The following is a 24176-nucleotide window of genomic DNA, read 5'->3' on the forward strand; positions in this document are numbered from 1 at the left end:
CGGGCCAGAGGCTTTGCGAAACGAGGGCTGCTAGGCGCGGCCGTCAAACAGGTTCGTGACCGAACCGTCGTGGAATACTTCCGAGATCGCGCGGGCGATCGTCGGGGCGATCGAGAGCACGGTGAGGTTCTCGAAACGCTTCTCTTCAGGGATTGGCAGGGTGTTGGTGACAACAACCTCGCGGGCACCGCAATCAGCCAAACGCTGGGCAGCCGGATCCGAGAAGACCGCGTGGGTAGCCGCGATGATGACGTCCTTGGCGCCGGCTTCCTTCAGCACGCGCACAGCGCCTGCGATGGTTCCGCCGGTGTCGATCATGTCGTCGATCAGGACCGCGATGCGGCCCTCCACCTGGCCAACCACGGTCTTGGACTCGGCCTGGTTAGGCACGGTCAGATCGCGGGACTTGTGGACGAAGGCCAGCGGGGTGCCACCCAATCGATCTGCCCACTGCTCGGCAACGCGCACGCGGCCGGTGTCAGGGGAAACCACGGTGACTTCATTTACATCGACCTTGGACTTGATGTAGTCAGCCAGCAGCGGGAAGCCGAACAGGTGGTCCACCGGACCGTCGAAGAAGCCCTGGATCTGCGCGGTGTGCAGATCGCAGGAAATCACGCGGTCAGCACCGGCGGTCTTGAACAGGTCGGCAACCAGGCGGGCCGAGATCGGCTCGCGGCCGCGGCCCTTCTTGTCCTGGCGTGCGTAAGGGTAGAACGGTGCCACGACAGTGATGCGGCGGGCCGAAGCACGCTTCATCGAGTCAATCATGATCAGCTGTTCCATCAGCCAGTTGTTCGTTGGTGCTGGGTAGGACTGCAGCAGGAAAACGTCCTTGCCGCGAACCGATTCATCCGAACGCACGTAGATCTCGCCGTTGGCGAAGTCGTAGGCGTTCAAAGGCAGCAGTTCGGTGTCGAGTTCCTTGGCTACTTCTGCAGCCAGCTCAGGGTGCGCACGACCGGTGGCCAGCACCAGCTTCTTGTCGACGTTATGGCTGATTTCACTCATGGGGTTTGCTTTCTCGCTCGCTTCGCTATCACGTATGAGGTTGTTGTCGAGGAAATGAAGTCTGTAGCTGAATTACTCGGAAGCCGAAGAGTTCAGCGAGGACTTGAACGCTGCGTCAGCCGAGGAGGTGCCTGGGCGCTTTTCCAGCGTCCACCCCTCGGAGTTGCGCTGCGGTGCCACAGACAGTGCCAAGGCACCGGCCGGGACGTTCTTGCGGACGATGGCTCCGGCTCCGGTGTAGGCGCCGTCCCCGATTTCAACCGGGGCTACGAATACGGTGTTGGAGCTGGTGCGCACATGCGAACCGATCTTGGTGCGGTGCTTCTTTTCGCCATCGTAGTTTGCGGTGATGTTGCCGCAGCCGATATTGGTGAATTCACCGATTTCAGCATCTCCGGCGTAGCCGAGGTGCGAGAGCTTGGAGCCACGGCCAATCGTGACGTTCTTGGTTTCGTAGAAGGCGCCGATCTTGCCATCCGCACCGAGGTCGGTGCCGGGACGCAGGTAGGCGAACGGGCCAACCGAGGCGCCATCAGCGATGCGCGAGTCGGTGGCGTCGGTGCGCTTCACGGTAGCGCGCTGGCCAACAACCACGTTGGTCAGGGTGCTGTCCGGGCCAACAGTGGCATTGGCGCCGATGATGGTCTCGCCGTGCAGCTGGGTGCCTGGCTTGAGGGTGGCGTCCTGGCCGATCATGACGTCAGCGTCGATCCACGTGGTCGCCGGATCAACGATGGTCACGCCCTGGCGCATCCAGAATTCGGTCTTGCGCTCGTTATAGATGCGGGCCAGATTGGAAACCTGGACGCGGTCGTTGGCGCCCTCGATCTGCCAGCGGTCAGCGATCTGCGAGGAGGCGACGCGGCCACCGCGTGCGCGGGCGATGGCGAGCACATCGGTCAGGTACATTTCGCCCTGCGCATTTTCGGTGGTGACTTCGGTCAGCGCCGAACGCAGGATCTGGGCATCGAAAGCGTAGATGCCGGAGTTGATTTCCTTGATCAGCAGTTCTTCTGCCGAAGCGTCCTTCTGCTCGCGGATTCCTGCAACCTCGCCCTGTTCATCGCGCAGGATGCGGCCGTAGCCGTTAGGGTCATCCAATTCGGTGGTCAGCACGGTCACGGAGTTGCGGTTCGACTCGTGCGTAGCAACCAGTTCCTGGAGCACCTCGCTGGTGAGCAACGGCACATCGCCATAGGTCACCACAACGGTGCCTTCAAGCGATGGGTCCACAGCTTCCAAGCCCAACTGCACGGCGCGGCCGGTACCCGGGATTTCATCCTGGTCGGCAATGGTGATGGAAGGGAACTGTCCCAGAATGTGCTCTGCGACCAGATCACGCTGGTGGCGGACCACCGCTACCAGGTTCTGCGGCTCCAACGCGGAAGCCGCGTAGAGTGCGTGGCCAATCATCGACCGACCTGCGATTTCATGCATGATCTTCGGCTTCGCCGATTTCATGCGAGTGCCAGCGCCGGCGGCTAGGACGATGACAGCTACTGGTGCGTTGACCTGATCACTCAAGTGCATTCTCCTGCAAATTGGATTCAAGGTTTTGGGCAGAGAAGTAAAACCTCAAAGCAAGTCTATCGCGAGCTTCGGGGTGCGCTGAAACTGGTTAAAAAATAAAAGCGCCACTTGCGTGACGCTTCATCATTGGTTCCGCCCCTAGGATTCGAACCTAGAATGCACAGCTCCAAAGGCTGGCGTGTTGCCATTACACCAGGGCGGAAAATGGCTTGCGCAGGTCATGCCCGACAAGCACGCTAATTATTCTGCCATGATCAGCCCAATGTGCGAAATCGCAAAACACCGTAGCTAAACTCACTTTTATTCTCTGCTTTAAACTGCCCAAGCCCCCTGGCACGGCACACGCTCAGATGGTCCTGCCAGGGCCTCGATTTGCTCCCGGAACGTAAAATGGAAATTGTGGCTCATTTACTCGGGGGCGAAGCCCTACATCTGGAATATCCCACCCATGTCGTTTTCGACTCGGTAACCATCGGAATTTCCGATGGCGACCGCATCGGCCTGGTGGGTCGCAACGGCGAAGGAAAGTCCTCGCTGCTCGGCATGCTCTCCGACAGGATCGAGCCCAACTCCGGGCGTGTTACCAAGCGCAACGGCCTGCGCGTGGGCGTGCTGGACCAGTCGGACACCCTGGATCCCGAAGCGACCATGCACTTCTGCGTGGTGGGCGAGATGGACGACCACGAGTGGGCCGGCGAAGCGCGCATCCGCGACATCATCTCCGGGCTGGTCGCCGACCTGGACTGGGAAGCGAAGGTCAGCACCCTCTCCGGCGGCCAGCGCCGCCGCGTGGCTCTGGCCGCGCTGCTGGTGCAGGACTGGGACGTCGTCATCCTGGACGAACCGACCAACCACCTGGATGTCGAAGGCATCTCCTGGCTCGCCGAGCACATCAATAACCGCTGGTCCAAGAACGCCGGCGGCCTGATGGTCGTCACCCACGACCGCTGGTTCCTCGACGCGGTCTGCACCACCACCTGGGAAGTGCACGACCGCCTGGTCGAGCCCTTCGAGGGCGGTTACGCCGCCTACGTGCTGCAGCGCGTGGAACGCGACCGCATCGCCGCGGTCACCGAAAACAAGCGCCAGAACATGATGAAGAAGGAACTGGCCTGGCTGCGCCGCGGCGCCCCGGCCCGTACCTCCAAGCCGAAGTTCCGCATTGAGGCAGCCAACCAGCTGATCGCCGATGTCCCGCCGGCACGCAACCCGCTGGAGTTGCAGAAGATGGCCACCAGCCGGCTGGGCAAGGACGTCATCGACCTGCTGGACACGGAGGTCTCCTTCGGCGCCAAGCAAGTACTCAAGCCCTTCACCTGGCGCATCGGCCCGGGCGAACGCACCGGCCTGCTCGGTGCCAACGGTGCCGGCAAATCCACCTTGCTGGGCCTGATCGCCGGGACCGTGGAGCCAACTGGCGGCAAGATCAAGCGCGGCCAGACCGTGAAGCTGGCCGTGCTGGACCAGCAGTTCCGCGAACTGGAGCAGATCGGCCAGGACAAGGTCCGCGAAATCCTCGCCCGCTACCGCACCACGTTCAATGTGGATGGCAAGGACCTGACCCCGGCCCAGCTGCTGGAGCGCTTGGGCTTCTCCTCGGCACACCTGTCGACCAAGGTTGCTGAACTCTCCGGCGGCCAGCGCCGCCGCTTGCAGCTGCTGATGATCCTGATGGATGAGCCCAACGTGATGATCCTCGATGAGCCCACCAATGATGTCGATACCGACATGCTGGCGGCCCTGGAAGACCTGCTGGATTCCTGGCCCGGCACCTTGATCGTGGTCTCCCACGACCGCTACCTGCTCGAACGCGTCACCGACCAGCAGTACGCGATCCTGAACGGCAACTTCCGCCACGTGCCCGGCGGCGTGGACGAGTACCTGTTGCTGCGAGCTGCCGAAGGTTCCACTGGCGGGTCCAATCCTTCGCAGGCTTCTTCCGAAACTGCCGCCAAGCCTGCTGGCCCTTCGGGCGCAGAGCTGCGTGCCGCGCAGAAGGAACTGAATGCCAATGAACGCAAGGTCGGCCAGCTAGAGGAAAAGATCGCCAAGGTCCACGCCAAGATGGCCGATCATGACCAGAGCGACTATGAAGGGCTGGGCAAGTTCACCGCTGAGATCAACGAGTATCAAGCGCAGATCGACGAATTGGAAGAACGGTGGCTGGAACTGTCCGAGCTGCTCGGATAGCGTCTGCGTACTGTGACTGAGCTGGAGGGTCCGGAAACGGTCGTTGTTGAGACACACGCAGACGAGTTAAGGCGACGCTACTGTTAGTTTATTTGGTACTGGCTTGCCACGTTACTGGCTGTGTACGGTTCCTAAAATATCACTGCCGTGCGCCTTTAGAAGGGTCCCTGCGACAGTCCCGTCGACGATTCATTGGTGAGGGAATCCAGCTCTCCAGCTACTTGCGACGCCACACGGATGTATTCCAGAGCTGATTCAAGGCTTATATCTCCCACCCCATGAGCGGCGGCATTTCGAAGCGAAGCTAGTTCGGTCACAGCATTTTTTCAGATTACTGGGGGCGGAGGAATCTCGTCGAAAGGTGGTGATGGACGATCCAGCACGTGAGGGCTTGGAACCAACAGCCTTAAGATACTTTCCGACTTGCCGCTCAACCTCGAGAAATGCGTTAATAACCCCGGCCGATGGTTTCACCTTCGCGAGTTGCGATGAGAGCTCGTCCGATGGCTCAGAGCCAACAGTCTGCTCTTGACCTAAACTCTTGATTCCTTCGGACAGGACTTTGACTGCAGCGGTGCTCCACGAAGCCTCAAGCCAAGGACTTTTCAGGCTTTCCATGCTGGGCAAACGGTCTTTTATCGCTTCCAAGAGACTTTCTAATCCAGTGCGGAACTTCATGAGTAGAAAAATGACGGCCAGTGGCCGAGCAAGAGAAGCTACCACCGACGAAATAGAGACGAAGACGTCGGGCCAAAGATCGTGCGCTGACGTTTCGACTGGAAAAAAATATACTGCAAACAATGAATACACCACCCGCACTTTCCAAAATGGAGTGATGTCGATCAAGGACGTCTTGGGATGGGCCACCAACCCAATCGTCGGGCCAGCCATGATCGCGACCAAGCCCGAGCCGGAGCGTGCTGCGATCAAGGACGAACTCGACGCCTTGAATGCAGATCCAGCGGCAAAATACCGTAGGCTTCCAATGACCGATTTCCCCTTCTTCCGCCATTTCCCGACGTTGCTGGAAGACCGCCTGAACCACCGAGATGATCCGCAGTTCTTTTCCGAGAGTTGCGTCGGGCGCGAGGAAGCGGCACGCATCGAAGTTCCAATCGCCCACATTGGCGGTTGGTTCGACCTCTTTACCCGCAATACGGTGCGGCAGTTCGAGCTGGCCAGCGAGATGACATCGACCGATCAGCTCCTGGTCGTCGGCCCGTGGCAGCACGGAAACTTCGTCAGCGAAAAATTGTCTGGCGTCAAACTTCCTGGCAGCACGGTGGATACCAACCAGATCGTGTTCGATTGGATCGCATCGCGCAATCGAGACAGCAAGCGAGATGAGTCGAGCCCATCGGCGTACATCTACGTTTTGGGTGCCAACAAGTGGCGCGCTGAGCAACAGTGGCCCATCGCTGGAACCAAGGTCACCTCCCACTACCTTCGCGCCGACAACAGGCTCAGCGTAGATCCAGGCCCAGAAGGTGAACGCTCATTCGACTACGATCCGCGCAACCCATACGATGCCAAGTCCGTCGTTGGTGGCCTGTCCGATGTCGGAGCACATCACGACCACCCTGGGGTCCTGGTCTACCAATCGGACGTGCTTACTGTCCCGGTCGAGATTACCGGATGGCCAAGCGTCGAGCTCAAAGCTCGAACCTCCTCCACAGACGTCGACTGGCTGGTTGAGCTGAATGTCGTTTCAGCATATGGAACCTCGCGGCTTTACAGCGAAGGCATCACCCGCGCACGGTACCGGAATGGCCGGGACAAGCCCGAGGACGTGGTGCCAGGCGAAGAAGTCACCTACACCATCGAGATGCGCCCGACCTCGGTCCAAGTCCAACCCGGAGAAAGGATTGAAATTGCCATCTCGGGCGGCAAGTTCCCCACCTACGAACGCAACCCAGGCAGCTTCATCGACCTGAATACGTGCACCGAAGATGACATGGTCGTCTCGCACAACGACATCTTGTCCGGCGTAACCGGTTCCAAGGTGAATCTGCCCATCGTTCCAGTCGAAGCACAGGGGGAATGGATCAAGAACCCTTGGCCTGGTTCCCTCAAGTGGCGCCTGACCATGGGCTTGACGGCACGGGCGCTGATGTCGGTTTCAGGGCACGCGACGACCTGAGCTGAATACTGGCAACTGCCCCGTGGCGCTGAGCGCGCCACGGGGAATTGTGTTCGTACGCCGGTTATGTGGAGTGATTACACACAGCTGAAAGTCTCAGGATCATTCACCCCGCAGCGGGCGAAGGTCGAGCAACGGCATTGATATCTCGCAATGCCTGCATGAACCATGCGCGATCCGCCTAAATAAGGCCAAAGCGAATGAATCGCTCAACGACTAGAAATCATTGATAACGGAGCCCCAGACGCGGCTAGCTGACAATTCAGGCGACGACTACCTATAAACCTAGCGACGATGCGCCACTCGGGCGACCGTGACGACAAGAACCTCGTCCATCGCTTCATAAAGTACCCGGTAGTCACCAATACGAATCCGCCACGCGTTAGTTTCACCTACTAGTTTCTTACACCCGCTAGGACGAGGATCCCTCTCCAGATGAGCAATACCTAACAAAACGCGACGCCGTATACCAGGGTCTAGCTTCTTCAGTTCTTTAGCAGCCGAAGTGGTAAATTCGACGCGGCAAGAGGTCACGCGTCGAGCTCAGCGCGCAGTTCGCTGAGGCTAATGCGCTCGCCATCATCGACCAGCTTGGCGGCTCGATAATCGGCGACATCCCGGAACATCTCCAGTTGCTCCAAAAGCTCAAAATCTTCAGGTCCAATGAGGACCGCAGCAGGCTTTCCATTCTTCGTAATCTGCACACGCTCATGCCCATAGCTAGCACGGCTAACAGCATCAGCAAGACCATCGCGAAGTGCGCGAATCGTGACAGAGGAGGTGATGGAGTTCATTCTTCTACGATATCATTTGTGTACACAATATACATAATGGACAGTTTCAATTGAAAACTAAAGCATCGGCGGTGCGTGTCAAAATCGTCGTTTACGACACATCAATCAACTTCCCTTGACGATATTTTCGACAGTTGAAAAATCAACAGATTTTCCAAGTCATTTCGTAGTTAAACCCAGTTCCATAAACCGCCTATCCGTAAAGCACTCTTCCCATGAGTATTGATACATCTAGGCTCATTGGATATCTCTTGGGGCTTACCAGGCGCTGATTAGTACCCCCAACGTGTGGCAATTTTTAGTGCTTCTGCTTTTGAATTCACATCCAACTTGCGGTATAGAGAACTAATCTGGGATTTAACAGTATTAGGCGAGACAAAAAGCTCATCTGCGATCTGACCGCGTGAACGGTCCGCACGCAGGCCTGCGAGCACACTGAGTTCACGATCAGTCAAAACAGGCCTGACTTCGACACTGGTGGGTGGCATAAAAATCTTCAATCTGCCCAGCTGATCGGAAGTAAGTTGCAGCAACTCTTCCAATTCCAACATGCTCCCGCTCATCCAAAACGGGGCCAAATCAATCAGCTCACCATCCAATGCATGTCGTTTTGCAATGTCCTCCAGGACGCCTTCCGGCAGCACCCCAATGTAACGTGCTGCTAGCCGCGTATTTCGGATCAGATTATCGTGCCGGGCTCCAGTCACTAAGCTCGGCGTTGCCGCCAGAACAGCAAGAGCCCCGTTGCGGTCCCCCCGATACAGTCGATACAGCGCACGGGTTGCAATGAGTTCAGGTGAAGAAGCGGGTATTGTGGACGCGCCTTGATGGTTCAACGCATTGAAACCACCCTCAACACCCAGAAATGCTGCGGCATGATGCAAGGCTCTACCGGCCATGGGTGAATTGGCTGCATAGGGGCGGGAGAGCACAAGTGCCCCCAGAATCCGGTGCGCTGCCTCTGCTCGATCAGTCGATGCCGCATGGATGGCAAGTAGCAGCGCGTGCACCGCCCAAAACTCATCGTTATCAGGCTCATCTGGCAGTTGACCAAGTACTGAACCCAATTTTCCGATATCCAACTCGGCGAAAGCCACGAATGCTTCGGCAAGTTCTGCAGCTCGACCGACCATTGCCGAACCCCAACGAACCTTGGAATGATGATGGCGGAAGCTTACGAGCCAGCGACGAGCAGCACGGGTGTTGCCTTCCTGAGCATGAACCAGCGACAATTTGGATGCTGCATCCGCGGCAATAAAATGGTTTTCCGTAACCTCGGCCAAGGACCACGCAGATTCGTAAGCGGCTGCCGCCGCAGGGCGTTCGTTGGCGATATCCATCGACATTCCGGCATGTAATTCAGCCATGGCTGCCAACGATGGTCTGACATTGCCAGCAGCTGTTGCCTGCCGGACCGCACGACGTAGACGGCGTGCGGCATCTGCCCCTTCGGAACCGTAGTGGCCGTGGAACCTCAGTATTCCCAACTCAACCAAGCCCGCGAAGATAGCCTCAGATTTCGGTTGCCTATAGAGCTCGATGGTGTGCTCACGTAGCAATTGGGCAGTCTGATCCGTCAAATAGTCAGGCTCCGTTGTCGGAAAAGGAATAACCATCCGGTCTTTAACGGCCGCGGCAGCGATCTTCATCGCAGGACCATAGATTTGCGATCGTCGAGTAGCCCATCGAGGCAACCGGGTGCCTGCCTCGAATAGGAGACGTGGCTCAGTGGTAAAAAGGTCCACCCACCCATCGACGAGGACGGTGGAAAGAGCCCGCCACGAATGTCTGCCTAGTGCTGAACGTACGGCCTCGCCGGTTCTTCCAGCCGCATGCATGGATTCGATGGCGTGCTCGTGGAGCCACTGTGCACGCTGGGGCTCCCGCCACTCCAAGTCGTCAATAATCACCTGCCGAAGCAATTGGGGCATAGCCCAGTCCCCGGACAGGGAGCGTTGTGCCATGGCCGCGCGGCTAAGGGCCGAGATACTTGGAGGGTTTGGATAACGATCGCCATAGAAAGCTACCATGAGATCTTCAGTAAGTTCAGGAAGGAACGCGCACTCCCTCAATATGCCTTCAGGATCAAGAGCATCAATCCATGGCAAGGCTGCACGACGCAGCGCATTGACTGCAGCATTTTGATTAGAGGAATCCGCCAAGAGACTACGCACACAACCAGGCCAACCACCGGTCAGTTGCCATAATCTTTCTGCATCAGGGAAATCTTCTCCGGTCAACGTGGATATATCTGAAGCGGTTAAGAAAAGATCCTTGAAATCAACAACGTGAGCATTGAAATGGCGCAGCATCTTGGCGGCGGGAAAATCAGCAGGAAGAATGACCGCTATGCGTGTGTTGGGTGCACGCATCTGCTGTTCGGCAATTTTATCGAAGATCTCCTCGGGCGGAATACCCACGTTGATCAGCTCGCCTTGGCCATCGAGCCATCGTAGAGCCACCCGGTGCCGATTCGATTCTTGCGGCGCATAGATCAACAACAAGCGTATCTCCGGATCGAGGCTTGGGGCTATCCGGTCCCATAAAATCTCGGCAACAAGTTCTTCAGCGGGAGGCCTTGACTGCGTTTGGGGGTCCATGCCCAAATTATATCTTTTGACTTGGGATCTTTCGGAAGGAGTTCCGGGTAGTTTTTTGACACAGGGGCACCGCCGGACTTTAGCTCACACGGTCGAGAAATATTGCTAGGAATAGGGCAATGCCCGGATCTCCTAAATGGGAAATCCGGGCATTGCTTTTTGTATTACTTCAAGAGCTGACTAGCTGTGACGTCCGCGAGTGCGTCGAGCCAAAACTAAACCAGCCGCCGTCAAGACCAAACCAAGCGCCAGTAGCCACAAGGCAGTGAAACCGGTGCTAGCCAGTCCATCGTCTTTTGGCTTCTGCGTCTGCTGCGGTTCCTCGGAACCATCCACAGAGTCCGAGCCTGAAGGCTGATCAGACTTCTCAGCAGAGGTTGGATCCTGTGAAGGATCCTTGCTCTTCTCTGGCGACTCGGTTGAATCTTCTGCAGGTTCCTCGGTTGGATCCGTCGGGCTCGGCTCAGTTGGATCCGTCGGGCTCGGCTCAGTTGGATCCGTCGGAGTCGGTTCAGGATCTTCGTCTAGATAGAAGCCGAAGTCGAGAGTCCCGTCGTGATCCCCATCTTCGGTCAGACCTTCAGACTTAGCTTCCCAAGTCGAAGAGTCCTTATCCCGGTCGGTACCATTTTCCTTGGTTGGCAGGTAGCCATCCAAAGCATCAGCGGATTCCTCCCGATCAATGACCACCGTGTAAGACTCTCCATCCTTCAAGACCGGAAGATCCTTGAAGTTGTAGTAGCCATTCTCGTCAGTGGTTACCGGACCGACTGGGTTCCCGTTGACATCAACAACTTCCTTGCCGTCCGGGCCGATCAGTTTCAGCACGACACCCTCAATTGGGTCTTCGTCCTTATCCTGAATTCCGTCGCGGTTCTTATCGACCCATACATAATCGCCTAAGGAAACCGAAGGTTCCTCAGTCGGCTCAGTCGGCTCCACGATAGGTTCCGTCGGTTCCGTCGGAGTCGTAGGTTCCGTCGGCTCCACCGTAGGTTCCGTCGGAGTCGTAGGTTCCGTCGGCTCCACGGTAGGTTCCGTCGGAGTCGTAGGTTCCGTCGGTTCCGTCGGCTCAACAGTTGGTTCAGTCGGCTCTGGTTCTGGTTTCAGAACCACACCGGCATCCCACGTTGGGTCGATACCCTCAGTAGCCTTGAACTCCTGATCGGCGTAATCCTTGGTCAACGAAGAATTCTCGTCATCCAAGGTGAACTTGATAGTCAGGCCAGACTTCGGATCAGCATCCGAGTCATTCGCATCATCTTCCCCAGCATCCTGCGAAGTAAATTCATACTTCTCAGCCTGCTCGGCAGTCAGCTCGAACTTGACCTGGTAATCGCCGGCCAGCAGCTCATCAAAGATATAGCGGCCATTCTTATCGGTAGTCGTCGAGGAAACTTCCTCACCGTTACCGTCAAGCAGAATTACCTTGACGCCATCAAGAACTTCAGAATCGCCTTGCAACCCATCATTGTTCTTATCAACCCAGACATAGTCGCCCACGGCATAAGTCTTGACCGGCTCAGGCTTCAGTACAAAACCGAAGTCCAAGGTTGGATCGTGCTGACCATCTTCGGTCAGACCCTCCGACTTGGCTTCCCAAGTCGATGAATCATTCTCACGGCTATCTTCCGTCTCAACAGTTGGCACATAAGGAGCCAAAGCTTCCTTAGATGCTTCTCGGTCGATGCTCACCGTGTAGGACTTACCTTCTTCGAGTACAGGAAGGTCCTTGAACTCGTAGAAACCGTTCTCATCGGTAGTAGTCGGTTCAACAGGATTACCGTTGACATCCACTACAGGTTTGCCATCTGGACCAACAAGAGTCAGAACAACATCCTTGATGCCCTTTTCATCCTCATCCTGTAGTCCGTCGTTGTTCTCATCAACCCAAACGTAGTCACCAACGGAGACCCGTGGTTCCTCTGGAGCAATAACAAAACCGAAGTCCAACGTTGGATCATGCTCGCCATCTTCAGTCAAACCCTCCGAAATGGCTTCCCAAGTCGACGAATCATTCTCACGGCTACCATCGGTCTCAATCGTTGGCACGTAAGGAGCCAATGGTTCCTTCGACGCGTCCTGATCAATGATCACCTTGTAGGACTGCCCCTCTTCAAGTACAGGAAGATCCTTGAACTCGTAGAAACCATTCTCATCGGTAGTAGTCGGTTCAACAGGGTTACCGTTGACATCCACTACTGGCTCACCATCTGGTCCAACAAGCTTCAGAACGACATCCTTGATGCCCTTCTCATCCTCATCTTGGATTCCGTCACGGTTTTCATCGATCCAGACATAGTCACCAACGGAAACCTTCGGAATCGTGACGAAACCGAAGTCCAACGTTGGATCATGATCGTCATTTTCAGTCAAACCCTCCGAAATGGCTTCCCAAGTCGACGAATCATTCTCACGGCTACCATCGGTCTCAATCGTTGGCACGTAAGGAGCCAATGGTTCCTTCGACGCGTCCTGATCAATGATCACCTTGTAGGACTGCCCCTCTTCAAGTACAGGAAGATCCTTGAACTCGTAGAAACCATTCTCATCGGTAGTAGTCGGTTCAACAGGGTTACCGTTGACATCCACTACTGGCTCACCATCTGGTCCAACAAGCTTCAGAACGACATCCTTGATGCCCTTCTCATCCTCATCTTGGATTCCGTCACGGTTTTCATCGATCCAGACATAGTCACCAACGGAAACCTTCGGAATCGTGACGAAACCGAAGTCCAACGTTGGATCATGATCGTCATTTTCAGTCAAACCCTCCGAAATGGCTTCCCAAGTCGACGAATCATTCTCACGACTGTCGTCAGTCTCGATGGTCGGAATGTAAGGAGCCAAAGGTTCCTTCGACGCTTCACGATCGATGCTCACCGTGTAGGACTGTCCATCTTCGAGAACCGGCAGGTTGTCAAAGACGTAGTAGCCGTTTTCGTCGGTGGTGGTTGGCCCAACAGGCTTCCCGTTGACATCCACTACTGGCTTGCCATCCGGCCCGGTGATGGTCAGAACGACATCCTTGATGCCCTTCTCATCTTCATCCTGGATTCCGTCACGGTTTTCATCGATCCAGACATAGTCACCAACGGAAACCTTCGGGGTAACAAATCCGAAGTCCAAGGTTGGATCGTGCTGCCCGTCTTCAGTCAGCCCCTGTGAAATGGCTTCCCATGTCGACGAATCATTCTCACGACTGTCGTCAGTCTCGATGGTCGGAATGTAAGGAGCCAACGGTTCCTTAGAAGCTTCCCGATCGATAGTCACCTTGTAGGACTGTCCATCTTCGAGTACCGGCAGGTCCTTGAATTCATAGAATCCATTCTCATCGGTGATAGTTGCTTCAACGGGGTTGCCGTTGATATCAACTACTGGTTCACCGTCAGGTCCAGCGAGTTTCAGAACGACATCCTTGATGCCCTTCTCATCTTCATCCTGGATTCCGTCACGGTTTTCATCGATCCAGACATAGTCGCCAACGGAGACCTTCGGGGTAACAAATCCGAAGTCCAAAGTTGGATCATGCTGGCCGTCTTCGGTCAGACCGGTAGAGGTTGCTTCCCACGTCGAGGAGTCATTCTCACGGCTATCATCTGTCTCGATGGTCGGAATGTAAGGAGCCAACGGTTCCTTCGACGCTTCGCGATCGATGCTCACCTTGTAGGACTGTCCGTCTTCGAGGACTGGTAGGTTCTCGAAGATGTAAAGGCCGTTCTCATCGGTCATGGTCGGCAGCACTGGGTTACCGAAGACATCGGTAACTTCCTTGCCATCCGGCCCGGCGAGGGTCAGAACGACATCCTTGATGCCCTTCTCATCCTCATCCTGCAGACCATCACGATTTTCATCGATCCAGACGTAGTCACCGACCGAGACCTTCTCCTTCTCCTCAGGCTTGAAGGTGATACCAGTCTTGATTGGCTCCTGGCTGCGGTAATCGGTTTGGCCATTTACCTGAGCCTGGGCTGCGTAACCAAAGGAGTTCCACGCCGGCGCGAAGTCCGAAGCGCCCTCGGGCATTTCAGTTTCCGAAACGGTGGTGAAGGTCAGCGATACTCTCTCGCCTGGCGCAAACCCTTCGGACGAATCCAGGACAAGTTTGATGCCCTTGATTTCCTTCGGATTAGCGGGACGCTCGGTGGTCCAGTTTCCGTCGCAACCAGCCCATGGATCCTGCATATTTGCGCCGGTTGGCTTGCACAGCGCAGGGTCGCCGGTCAGGTAAGAGAGCACCATGTCGGTTCCTGCAGGCACTTCTGGCAGCTTGATGTCCAAGAGGGTTGGAATCCACTGGGAACCACGCGGGGTGCTGGCTTGGGAACCCGTTACACCGGTGTCACCGATGTAGGGGAAGATATCCAGAATTTCCATGTGCTGCGCGTTGACGTTACCGGTGTTGGTGACGCTGAGGTTCCACTCGGCAATACCGCCCGGTTTGGTCTCCACGATGCATGGGTAACGATAGAATCCGCCTTCAAATTCGTAGCAGGTGTCAGCGTTTTCAACCTTAGAGTTGACGTTGTACACGCCGGTCTTCTCGGTCTGTCCACCTGTCAGAACCTCGCGAACGAGCTTACGTGATGAGTAGGCTTGGCCTTCGATGATCGAAACGAGATTGTCATCGCTGCTCTCTTCGGAGTTGTCACCGCTGAAGGTGACCTTGTTCTCCAGTTTTTCTTTCGCGTTCAGCCCTCCACGCACCGTGGTTGGGAGCTTCACGGTGATCGATTCGCCCGGGTACAGTTTGGTTCCCTCGGGGAAGCTGAACTTCAGAGAGTTGCCTTCTTCAACCGCAACAACCTTCGAGGTATCAACCGCGCTGCCTTCCGGCGCTTGGTTGAACTTCTTGTCAAAAGAATACGTAGTCAGCGACTGCCATTCAGGATCAAGAATCAGCTTCGGACCCTGAGCATCGCTTGGCAATATATCGGTAATGACAGGATTCAAGATCGCGTCGGTACCGTTGTTGGTGGCCGTGAACGTGTAGTTCAACTCACGGCCCGGCGCGATCTGACCGTTGCGAGCATCCGAAGTCTTAGAAACCTCGGAATGGGTCTTTCCCGGGTTGAATACCAGATCGTCGGTTGCGTCGTCGGTGTCACGATCCTTGCCCAGACGGGAGACCTCTGCCGAAGCAGTGTTCTCGGTTGCCAGTGCCTGGGTTTCGCCAGGATTACTCTGACCGTCTTCGAGTGCAATCAGTTCACCACTGCGCAGGGTGTACCGCGGCAGAACATTGAACTTGATGGTCGTGTCATTGCTGACAAGTTCTTCAAAGTTCCGACCTTCAGCAGTGACTCGAACGCCTTGAACCTGATCATTAGCAGGCGCAGTAGTAGTCCAGTCGCCGCCTTCAGCGACCAGCGTTCCATCCTTCGACACATACTCCGCACCGGTGAAGTACTCGATGGTGACATCGTAGACACGGCTGTTTGGGACAGGATCCCACCCGGCGAAGTCGAAGGTGTTCCAGAATGTTGGATCCTGATCCACAATCTGAACATAGTCGGCCTTGTGGGTTCCGCTATTAACGTTCAAGGTGACGTTTACCGGTGCGGGGTTACCGTTGCTGGTAAAGAAGTCGATCGGGCCTTCGGGGTTGAACGTCTTGGTCAAAGTTGCATTGAGATCCACCGAGTTTTCGGTGATGATCTCCAGCGGTGCCTGTGGTTCTTTGACAGCCGATTCGTCACCGCGCTGAACGGTCGCTACAGCCGTGTTAGGCAGAACGTAGCCGCGCTTGCCGTCAATACGGTCAAGCTCGGCCAATGCTGCGTCGATGGGTTGTGCCGGATCCGAGCCACGAAGGTCATCGCGCAGCTTGGTGCCAACAGAGACCCAGAACTCGGCGTCGCGTGGAACCAGCTTTTCGCCGTCCTTCGCGAGGCTGAATTCAAATGCTGTGACTTCTTCCCAGCTGCGTCCGTCCGAAAGCGTTGGGGTCAGAGCGTCCGCACCGGTGAAGTTCAGGTCCCCAGCAGCGGTCTTCAAAGTCAGGTGGGCTAGATCCTGGAGTGCTTCGTCAGACAGTCGCACACTGATACCTGTAATGTCAACGTAGTCAAAAGGATTAACCTCGCCGTCTTTCGAATCAACGATCGACAGCTTGTCGACACCATAGGTTGAAGTGTTCTTCGCCCATAGGCTCAAGGCGCTCGTTGGGTTCTTGTTCGTCGGCGCCTCGGAAACAGGTTTCTGAACGATGACGCTCGGGTCCCAAGACTTCGAACTTTGCAGCTGAATCTTCTTGTCGACCCAGACTGACCCTTCGGTATCGTCACCGTTGTTGACACCCAAGACGTTGTCGGTCTTCAACTCATCGGATAGCTCCGTAATGACCTCGAAGTTGACTAATGCCTGCACATCCTTGTCGTGCGGGAACGAGCCTGAATCGCGAGTGTAGGTAATCTGAACTCCGGTAGCACCTTCGGGCAAGATGGTGTTTTCGATTGCCTTGCCGTCTTCGGAGATGACCAAGTCATGCCAATCACCGCTGGCATCCTTATATTTTACAACGACCTTAGTGGCCCCCTGGGTAGCCGGCACCGAGATGCTGTTGGCCTTGAGTGCGGGGACCATTGATGAGAAGTCGTCGGTCTGCACGATCTCGCGGACGTCCATGTTGGTGTTGTTCAGATCAACCTTGGTGTTTAGCCAAACGGTAGTCTTGTCGCCCGGTATACCTTCGATGCGGTGAGGGGTAAATCCCTTGCCACCGATCAACGCGAATTTTGGCTCCTGGACCAGCAAGGTCGCATCGGCTTCGTCTTCGACGACATCTTGGTTTCCAGAGGGAGTGCCCTGGCCCAGAACAACGTTCTTGTAGCCGTCGGGAGAAACTGCGGTTGCCAGAACACCGAATTCGAACTCGTATCCAGATCCAGGGGCGAAAGTGCCGTCGAAGGAGATTTCAAAGCCCTTGACGTCACTACCCGCAGGAAGATTGTCAGGCAAGGAGATCTTTCCGTCATTGTTCTCAAGTAGGTATTCTATGCCGTCAACCGTCAGCACACCCGCGGTGGCTCCGGCTGGCCAGGTGCCGCCGTTGAACTGGTCGAAATCAATACCTTCGCCGAACGGTGAAGTACCCGTTGCGGGTTCCTTCAAAGTTAGATTAGTGAGATTTCGATTTGAGGTGTTGGTCAGTCCAAGCTTCACCGTAGAAGCATTGCGCCCTTCACCAATTTCTGCGGCATCACCAGCAACGACCAACTCCGGGGAGAAGGACTTCGTGGCATCTACCGTGTAGTTTGCCGACTCAATCACGAAGCTATCTTCAGCAGTGAAAGGGTCATTCTGTTCGCCGTTAGGGAGTACGGCGATGATGCTGGTTTCATTCGCGACCACAGCGGCTTCGGCACCATCGCGTAGGACGGTGTTCAGTGGAATCGATCCAGTTGTACCGTTGGCGATGATTCCGCCTTCGGTGTCGGTTGATTTCGTTGAGGTGAAGACGAATTTAAACCCGGTAATGGTTTTTAGATCAAAGCTCTCCGGGAATACAGGCGGTGCGTTAGGGTTGGCGGTTTCTAGAACCTGAGGTTCTGGCGCGTCACCCACGAAGTAGGAAACGACGAGTTCATCGGCACCCTCGGGGTAGACAATGTCACCGAATCCGGTGAATTCAACTGAAGCGAATGGAGCGGAATTGCCTGATGGCTCCTCGATGATCAGCGAAGTTGCGCCCACCTTTGAGGTGTTCTTGATTCCTCCGAGCGTCGCGCTGATGTTCTTATCAGATCCTTGCTCCAGCACATCTTCGGACCACTGCTTAGTAATTTCGGCGTTGGGAGCCAGATCAATGTTCGGAACAACAGCTTCGGCTGGGTCCTTGATGGATCCAAGGTCAGAAGTGAGTTCTGCTTCGTTAATCAGCTGCTGGCCGTTGAATTTTGGGTCCGCGTTATCGGGGAACTTTGCCACGATGGTTATCGTGTAGTCGGTGCCATCGTTGATACCGATTTTCCCGGGGCGGTCCTCAGAGGTTTCATTGAAAGTCAGCTTTACCGAAGTGCCATCTTCCGAGGGTTCTTCGGTAATATCCTTCGCGAACCCGTTGTAATTAATGCTTTCCAGCACCAATGGTTCAGGAAGGGCATCAATCAGAAACGCATCGCTACACGGTTCAGTGTTTGAGGAGCAGCCCAGCTTGATCTCGTAGTTGACGAAATCGCCCGGACGAATCACTTCTTTACTGGTCAGATTCTTTTCCAAGAACATGCCAGCACCGGCGGCGGCACGAGTACCAACTTGCGGTGCTATTGTGCCCTGAATATTATTGACTGCTGTGGACTCTTTGTCCGCTCTTGAATCACTTGCTTCTTGACCTTCCGGTCCGCCTTCTTGCGAGTCGGCGCTTGCGACAGCTGTATCTGCTGCAGACGAATCGGAGGAAGGAGCGGCCACTGCTGGCGCTACACCTGCCATTCCAATTCCGACGGTTATCGCAAGGAACGAGGCAAGCATAGATTTCCAGCGTTTTGATACGCCAGATTCGTGCTCTATTCGCATTTTCATATTCCCAATTACCGTTGTTTAGCAGGGTGGTAAACACCCGTCTGGTTCCCTAAACGCAGACTTCCCCCACTGTGGACATCGCGAGTCTAGCAAGGTGATAAATGGGACTATCAGGTTGGAAATAGCTGAGGTCAGGGAAGGATTACTATGCGAATTTGCGTGTTATGCATACGAGCTAGATTTCCAGAAGCTCGCAACCACGGATTTTATGATCGAAGATCGCTATTCTCTCTCAGGTACATTCATGCTGAGCCAAGTACGCGTTTCGATTTGAAAATTTTCATACCTTACTAAATTTGGCATTGGAAAATGATTTTGACATGGCTATATTTAGAACAGCTCTCTCGGTGAGTAGCAATTGAAGTCATTCGCGCCAGAGGATTTCACTTTTCGTGACACTGGAGCACGAAGGGAAGGTGAAATAATCACGCGTCAGAAGTGATGCGATTCTTCCCAATTTGGAGCTCATGAATTATCTACCATCTTCACAGAACTGCAAGTACTTCAAGAGTGTCCAACTGAAAATAACCTTTCGTCGGCTCACGGGTTAAATTCACCCCAAAATTCACCCTTTCTAACCCATGAGCGCTAAATCTCTAACTCACGAGTGCTAGGTCGATCATTTCCGCTGACACAGTTATTGCTGACTCAGTTATTTAATAAATCCCTCGTGGCCAAGTACGCGTACAAAGGCTGTTCGCCGGCATCCGGCGGGTTTCTTAATTTCCGGCACCTCTAAAAGCGCCTTACTGCTGACGACTGCATCTGCCACTCGATCGTCGAATGCAATGGGCTGATTCTAAGTGAACCCCTCGATGCAACGGTTGCTTTTTTCATAGACCCGGGGGCTACCTAAATAAGAAGACAAACAAGGTAAATACATTCGGCGACATGTCTTGTAACCAATAGGTTGCAAGACGTCTCTTCGAACACCGCTCCCGCATCAAAAGCACTGAAAATTCAACGCTTCGAAAGTCTCGCAACCATGGGCTTCAAGTAGCAACATCTAGTCGTGCGTACAAGCCCGTTGCGAGACCTTGCTGACTTGGAATTTCGGTCGATGTGAATACTTGCATGCATTTGTGAATTGAAAAGTTACTCTGTGCCCGTGTTTATCCCTGGATCACCGAGATGACGGTAGAACGTGGCACGGCTCCACCCGACCAGGCGTGCTGCGTCTTCGGCGGTGCGTCCCTTGCGCCAGCCTGCACTCCGACCTTGATCGAAGCCAACAGCTCCGTTCAATTACGCATGCTTCGTGAGGGCAGGCAAAACTTGGCGATGCTCCATCAGCAACCCCCTGACGAATACGCCTCGTGGAAGCTACGCCAGGAAGCCTTTGGCCTGGCCATACGACCTGGTTCGGCGCTCATGCATGAGGCCGAGCTGACTGTGCCCTCCTTGGACGGCGTTCGTGTGCTTATCCACTCGCGGGATCAGGTGCCGACGCCGCAACAGGAGGGGATTCTCGGCAGTGCCTTGGAGGCGGGCGTGCAGCCAAAGTGGCAGTTTGCGCAGTTCGTTGAACACGCCAGGGCAAGTGCGGAGGTTGCAGATGCCGGTGTGGCGCTGGTCAGCCAGATGACAGCCCAACGCCAGTTGCCTGGTTGGCGTTGGCGGCCAATACTTGGCCTCCCGCTCGAGATTGCGATGTGGCTGGTGTCTCAACGGCAAACACGAGCAGCCGTCCAGGCCGCAGCTCAAGCCGTCGTAAGCTATGCCGCAGCCAATCCGCCAGGAGGTGAACTTTAGTGGTTCATATCCGCCTCGTTGCTGGAAAGCCGCCAATCGAAGTTACGACTTAACCGTCAAACGAAGCTAACAATCACACCTGCGTAAGTCGGCCAAAAAGAATTCCCGGAAATACTGGTTTCCGGGCCATCTCCTTTACTGTGATTTTTCCCCAATCCACTCAAGATCGTGGCAGACTGGCGAACATGGGAATTGTGATCATGGAGGGCCGGTTGCTGTGCGCGGACGCGGCTGAGGCTGAATTGGTGGAGAAATTGCTGCCGGATCATATACGCCTCACCAAGGCGGAAGACGGCTGCATTTCTTTCTCTGTCACGCAAACCGGCGATCCCTGGGTCTGGCTGGTGCACGAGGAATTCGAAGACAGTGCCGCTTTCGAGGCCCACCAGCAGCGGGCCGCGAAGAGCGAATGGGGCCAGACGACCTCCGGATTGCAACGAATCTACAAGATCAAGGGCTTATAGCCAGGTGCATTTTGAAGCCCACATGCGACGCGGTAAATCCTAGCCCCTCGTAAAAGCGGTGCGCGTCCTGGCGTTGCGCGTCGCTTGTCAGCTGGACCAGCGGAATTCTCTTGCTTTCGGCTTCGGAAATGGCCCAGCGGATCATTTCCGTTCCCAGGCCACCGCCGCGCAATGCGCTGGCCACGCGCACTGCCTCGATCTGCATCCGCTTCGCTCCCCTGCGCGCAAGACCCGGCAACATGGTCAGCTGCATCGTGCCGGCAATGGCTCCGTCATTGCCCTCCACCACGATCAGCGTATGCGCTGGGTCTGCGTGAATCTCGTTGAAAGCCTCCAGATACTGTTCCCCGGCGTCCCCAGCGTCCGCATGCTCTGCACGACGGATCTCATCATCTGCCATCAAGGCAATGATCTGTTCAAGATCCGTAGCCCGTGCTTCGCGCAGGAGGTAGTTCTGGCCGCGTGCCGACAAGCTGCAGGCGCTCATGGGCTCCTCGCGCACCTCAGGCACGGGCCCTGGGCGTACGCGCAGCACCCACCGAGATGGCCATGACGAAGATTCCGGCCGCTTGCAGTGCCCAGCCAAGAATTCCGGCCTGCATCAGCGTGATCATAAAGACGCCAGAAATAATGAGCACAAGTGCGAATGCGCACACATAGATTCCACGTTTATCAAGTCCCATGGCCACAGCCTATTCCCCAGTGTGCCAGCGCTCAAGGCTTTCCGGTGATTCTATCGGCCAGCACGGCCAGCGGCGAGGAGCTCCCCCGCCCCTTCAGTTCGCTTCGATCTGCGGCACCATAGGCTGCATAGAGCCCCTTGGTTGCCAGCCAGCGCAGTGGTTCCGGCTCCCATTTGCGCACCTGGTGATTGACCCACGGCAGATTGGCCAATTCAGTGCTTTCCCCGAGGATCAAGTCGCGCAAGGTTCGTCCGGCCAGGTTCGCTGCGCCGACCCCGGTGCCGACATAGCCGCCGGCCCAGCCCAGTCCGGCCGCCGGGTCCAGCCCGACGGTAGCGGCCCAGTCCCGCGGCACGCCCAGTACCCCGGACCAGGCATGATCGATTCTCGAATTCCGAGTCTGCGGGAACATGCGGTGCAGGATTTCCTGCAGTCCCTCCACGGTGCTTTGCGGCGTCTGGCCATCGGCATCCGTGCGCGAACCATATTTATACGGCACTCCCCGGCCTCCAATGGCAATGCGGTTATCCGCGGTGCGCTGGGCATACATGTAGACGTGGGCGTAGTCCCCCAGCACCTCGCCGTTGTTCCATGCCAGTTCGTCCCAGATGGATGGAGCTAGCGGTTCGGTGGCAATCAAGGACGAATTCATCGGGAGCCCCAAGCGCTTGTGTCCTGCTAGCCCGGCAGTAAACCCTTCGGTGGCACGGATGATGTACTCGGCGTCCAATGACCCACCGTCGAATTCGATGCGGCGTGCGCGCAGTGTGGTGGCACGGGTGTTTTCATAGATCCGTACGCCGAGCCGCTCCACGGCTTCGACGAGTCCGCGTACCAATTTTGCAGGATGGATTCTGGCCGCGTGCGGATGCCACAGCCCGGCCCGGGCATTGGCGACGTTGATCTTGCCTTGCGCTGCCTCGGCTTCAAGCAGTTCGGTGTGCGTGTGTTCCCATTGCGCGTCGGCCATGGCATCGGCGCGCAAGCGCTTTTCCTGGGCAGGGGTGTAGGCAACTTCGAGTTCGCCGCCCTGCAGGATATCTGCATCGATCCCCTCGGCAGCGCACACCTCGATGACCTCGGCGACGGTCCGGTTCATGGCCAGCTGGAAGTCATTGACTGCTTGCCTGCCATGGGATTTCAGGTAGCGTTCGCGGCCAGCGGTGATGGTGTTGGTCAGCCATCCCCCATTGCGCCCCGATGCGCCGTAGCCCACGTGCCGGGCTTCGAGGATCGTGATGCGAAGATCCGGGTTGGCCTTGGCCAGGTAATAGGCGGTCCACAGTCCGGTGAACCCGGCACCGATGATGGCGACATCTGCGGTGCCCTGACCGCGTAATTGCTGGCGTGGCTCTGGCAGGCCGATGTCTTCCCACCAGTGCGAAACGTGTCCATTGAGCATGTTGTATTCCGCCCCAGATCCAAAATGAATGGCTCTCAATAATTGCTTTGGGATTCAGCCTAGGGCCGGGCCCAGGGCGCAACAAGAGGGGTGGCGGAAAATGATGCAGGAAATCCCTGCCCGGCCCAAGGCCAGACAGGGACTTCCGGAAAAATTATTCGGAAACGGTGATGTGCGCTCCGGGCGCTGGAGCGGTCACCGGGATGGTAGCGACGCCCACCTCATCGCCCAATTGGGCCATGACCTCTTCAGCATGCTCGGCATCTTCGACCAGCAGAGCCAAGGTCGGCCCCGAACCGGAAACCATGGCTCGCAGGGCACCGGCGCCTTCTGCCATATCGCGCATGGTGCCTAGTTCCGGGGCAAGGGCCAAGGAAGCCTGGGTCAGGTCATTGGCCAGTACCTGGGCCAACGCTGGCGCGTCCGAAGCCATCAGCGCTTCGATGACCGCTGGATCGATTTCCTGCGGGACTTCGATCTCCGTGCCGGAACGCAAGCGATCGAGCATGCCATAGACTCGCGGGGTCGACAGGCCAAAGCTGGCCGGGATCAGCACCCAATGGGTCTTGGCACGAGTCAGCAACGGGGCAAGCTTGTCGCCGATGCCCAGGCCGATGGCGGCCCCGCCCATCAAGGCGAAAGGCACGTCAGCACCGAGGCGTGCGCCCAAGCGGCCGAGTTCTTCCCGGTCCAGCCCGGTTCCCCACAATTCGTTGCAGGCTACCAGGGTGGCCGCCGCGTCTGCAGAGCCTCCACCCATTCCGCCGGCGATCGGGACGCGCTTGGTGATGTGCAGGTTCGCTCCGAGGCTGCAGCCCGTGTGCTCGCGAAGCAGCTGGGCTGCCTGGTGCACCAGATTGCCTGCACCCAGCGGAAAGCTTTCCGGTTCGGAGACCACAGGGGAATTCGGTTCCAGGCTCAGCTGCAATTCCCCGTCGGTGCGCAGCGTCGCTTCAATCTGCTCGGCCAGGGAGACCGCGACGTAGAGGCTCGCCACTTCGTGGTATCCGTCTTCGCGAGGAGGACCGACCTTGAAGTAGCAGTTGATTTTGCCCGGTGCGGTCGCGATGACACGCTGCTTAGACAT

At 56.3% G+C, this 24176-nt stretch carries 13 protein-coding genes, 1 tRNA gene and 1 pseudogene; 4 read left to right on the plus strand and 11 right to left on the minus strand.

Annotated elements, in window-relative coordinates; translation table 11 throughout:
* Positions 1–30: 30 nt before the first annotated feature.
* The 3 genes from ACNPN0_RS18155 to ACNPN0_RS18165 all read right to left on the minus strand — a co-directional run bounded on the left by ACNPN0_RS18155 (position 31) and on the right by ACNPN0_RS18165 (position 2743).
* On the minus strand, positions 31–1011 hold the full coding sequence (locus ACNPN0_RS18155; protein WP_332499429.1) for a ribose-phosphate diphosphokinase: 981 nt from the start codon (positions 1009–1011) through the stop codon (positions 31–33).
* A gap of 72 nt (positions 1012–1083) precedes the next feature.
* Positions 1084–2535 (minus strand): bifunctional UDP-N-acetylglucosamine diphosphorylase/glucosamine-1-phosphate N-acetyltransferase GlmU, encoded by a 1452-nt coding sequence (glmU, locus tag ACNPN0_RS18160; RefSeq protein WP_388024133.1) that lies wholly within the window; start codon positions 2533–2535, stop codon positions 1084–1086.
* A gap of 133 nt (positions 2536–2668) precedes the next feature.
* Positions 2669–2743, minus strand: a tRNA-Gln gene (locus ACNPN0_RS18165).
* A gap of 197 nt (positions 2744–2940) precedes the next feature.
* Between ACNPN0_RS18165 and ACNPN0_RS18170 the strand changes: the two genes are divergently transcribed.
* Both ACNPN0_RS18170 and ACNPN0_RS18175 read left to right on the plus strand, forming a co-directional pair.
* Positions 2941–4731, plus strand: a complete 1791-nt coding sequence (locus ACNPN0_RS18170) for an ABC-F family ATP-binding cassette domain-containing protein (RefSeq protein ID WP_448937571.1) — start codon at positions 2941–2943, stop codon at positions 4729–4731.
* Positions 4732–5419: 688 nt separating this feature from the next.
* Complete coding sequence (locus ACNPN0_RS18175) at positions 5420–6871, plus strand: CocE/NonD family hydrolase (protein WP_448938970.1); 1452 nt, start codon at positions 5420–5422, stop codon at positions 6869–6871.
* 285 nt (positions 6872–7156) lie between these two features.
* Here ACNPN0_RS18175 and ACNPN0_RS18180 read toward each other — a convergent pair whose 3' ends face one another.
* From ACNPN0_RS18180 to ACNPN0_RS18195, 4 genes are all read right to left on the minus strand, one after another.
* A complete protein-coding gene (locus tag ACNPN0_RS18180) occupies positions 7157–7405 on the minus strand; it encodes a type II toxin-antitoxin system RelE family toxin (protein WP_105657094.1) in 249 nt (82 codons plus the stop codon).
* Complete coding sequence (locus ACNPN0_RS18185) at positions 7402–7665, minus strand: type II toxin-antitoxin system Phd/YefM family antitoxin (protein ID WP_105657093.1); 264 nt, start codon at positions 7663–7665, stop codon at positions 7402–7404. Before ACNPN0_RS18185 ends, ACNPN0_RS18180 begins: the two co-directional genes overlap by 4 nt.
* A 272-nt stretch (positions 7666–7937) precedes the next feature.
* Positions 7938–10265 (minus strand): helix-turn-helix transcriptional regulator, encoded by a 2328-nt coding sequence (locus ACNPN0_RS18190; protein ID WP_133833059.1) that lies wholly within the window; start codon positions 10263–10265, stop codon positions 7938–7940.
* 180 nt (positions 10266–10445) lie between these two features.
* A complete protein-coding gene (locus tag ACNPN0_RS18195) occupies positions 10446–18782 on the minus strand; it encodes an SdrD B-like domain-containing protein (RefSeq protein WP_448938965.1) in 8337 nt (2778 codons plus the stop codon).
* 1215 nt (positions 18783–19997) lie between these two features.
* On the opposite strand from ACNPN0_RS18195, the pseudogene ACNPN0_RS18200 reads away from it, so the two are divergent.
* Both ACNPN0_RS18200 and ACNPN0_RS18205 read left to right on the plus strand, forming a co-directional pair.
* Positions 19998–20540, plus strand: a pseudogene (locus ACNPN0_RS18200) (LysR substrate-binding domain-containing protein); the annotation flags it as partial.
* Between the two features lie 185 nt (positions 20541–20725).
* Positions 20726–21004, plus strand: coding sequence for an antibiotic biosynthesis monooxygenase (locus ACNPN0_RS18205; protein WP_434691888.1), 279 nt, complete (start codon positions 20726–20728; stop codon positions 21002–21004).
* On the opposite strand, the gene ACNPN0_RS18210 is transcribed toward ACNPN0_RS18205, so the two are convergent.
* The 4 genes from ACNPN0_RS18210 to ACNPN0_RS18225 form a co-directional block, all read right to left on the minus strand.
* Positions 20991–21491 carry a GNAT family N-acetyltransferase gene (locus ACNPN0_RS18210; protein WP_105657485.1) on the minus strand — a complete coding sequence of 167 codons (501 nt, stop codon included), beginning with the start codon at positions 21489–21491 and terminating at the stop codon, positions 20991–20993. The genes ACNPN0_RS18205 and ACNPN0_RS18210 overlap by 14 nt on opposite strands.
* Positions 21492–21507: 16 nt before the next feature.
* Complete coding sequence (locus ACNPN0_RS18215) at positions 21508–21687, minus strand: hypothetical protein (RefSeq protein ID WP_434691891.1); 180 nt, start codon at positions 21685–21687, stop codon at positions 21508–21510.
* A gap of 31 nt (positions 21688–21718) precedes the next feature.
* The gene (locus tag ACNPN0_RS18220) at positions 21719–23089 is read right to left on the minus strand and encodes an NAD(P)/FAD-dependent oxidoreductase (protein ID WP_448937569.1); all 1371 of its coding nucleotides are present in this window, start codon (positions 23087–23089) and stop codon (positions 21719–21721) included.
* Between the two features lie 154 nt (positions 23090–23243).
* Positions 23244–24176, minus strand: a complete 933-nt coding sequence (locus tag ACNPN0_RS18225) for a 4-(cytidine 5'-diphospho)-2-C-methyl-D-erythritol kinase (RefSeq protein WP_105657483.1) — start codon at positions 24174–24176, stop codon at positions 23244–23246.

The sequence above is a fragment of the Glutamicibacter sp. AGC84 genome (genome assembly GCF_053543575.1).

Bases quoted from the DNA above. Each gene is read 5' to 3' on its own strand.
- ACNPN0_RS18155 (WP_332499429.1), bottom strand. From the start codon at position 1,011: ATGAGTGAAATCAGCCATAACGTCGACAAGAAGCTGGTGCTGGCCACC.
- ACNPN0_RS18175 (WP_448938970.1), top strand. From the start codon at position 5,420: ATGACGGCCAGTGGCCGAGCAAGAGAAGCTACCACCGACGAAATAGAG.
- ACNPN0_RS18185 (WP_105657093.1), bottom strand. From the start codon at position 7,665: ATGAACTCCATCACCTCCTCTGTCACGATTCGCGCACTTCGCGATGGT.
- ACNPN0_RS18190 (WP_133833059.1), bottom strand. From the start codon at position 10,265: ATGGACCCCCAAACGCAGTCAAGGCCTCCCGCTGAAGAACTTGTTGCC.
- ACNPN0_RS18195 (WP_448938965.1), bottom strand. From the start codon at position 18,782: ATGCGAATAGAGCACGAATCTGGCGTATCAAAACGCTGGAAATCTATG.
- ACNPN0_RS18205 (WP_434691888.1), top strand. From the start codon at position 20,726: ATGGGAATTGTGATCATGGAGGGCCGGTTGCTGTGCGCGGACGCGGCT.
- ACNPN0_RS18210 (WP_105657485.1), bottom strand. From the start codon at position 21,491: ATGAGCGCCTGCAGCTTGTCGGCACGCGGCCAGAACTACCTCCTGCGC.
- ACNPN0_RS18215 (WP_434691891.1), bottom strand. From the start codon at position 21,687: ATGGGACTTGATAAACGTGGAATCTATGTGTGCGCATTCGCACTTGTG.
- ACNPN0_RS18220 (WP_448937569.1), bottom strand. From the start codon at position 23,089: ATGCTCAATGGACACGTTTCGCACTGGTGGGAAGACATCGGCCTGCCA.
- ACNPN0_RS18225 (WP_105657483.1), bottom strand. From the start codon at position 24,176: ATGTCTAAGCAGCGTGTCATCGCGACCGCACCGGGCAAAATCAACTGC.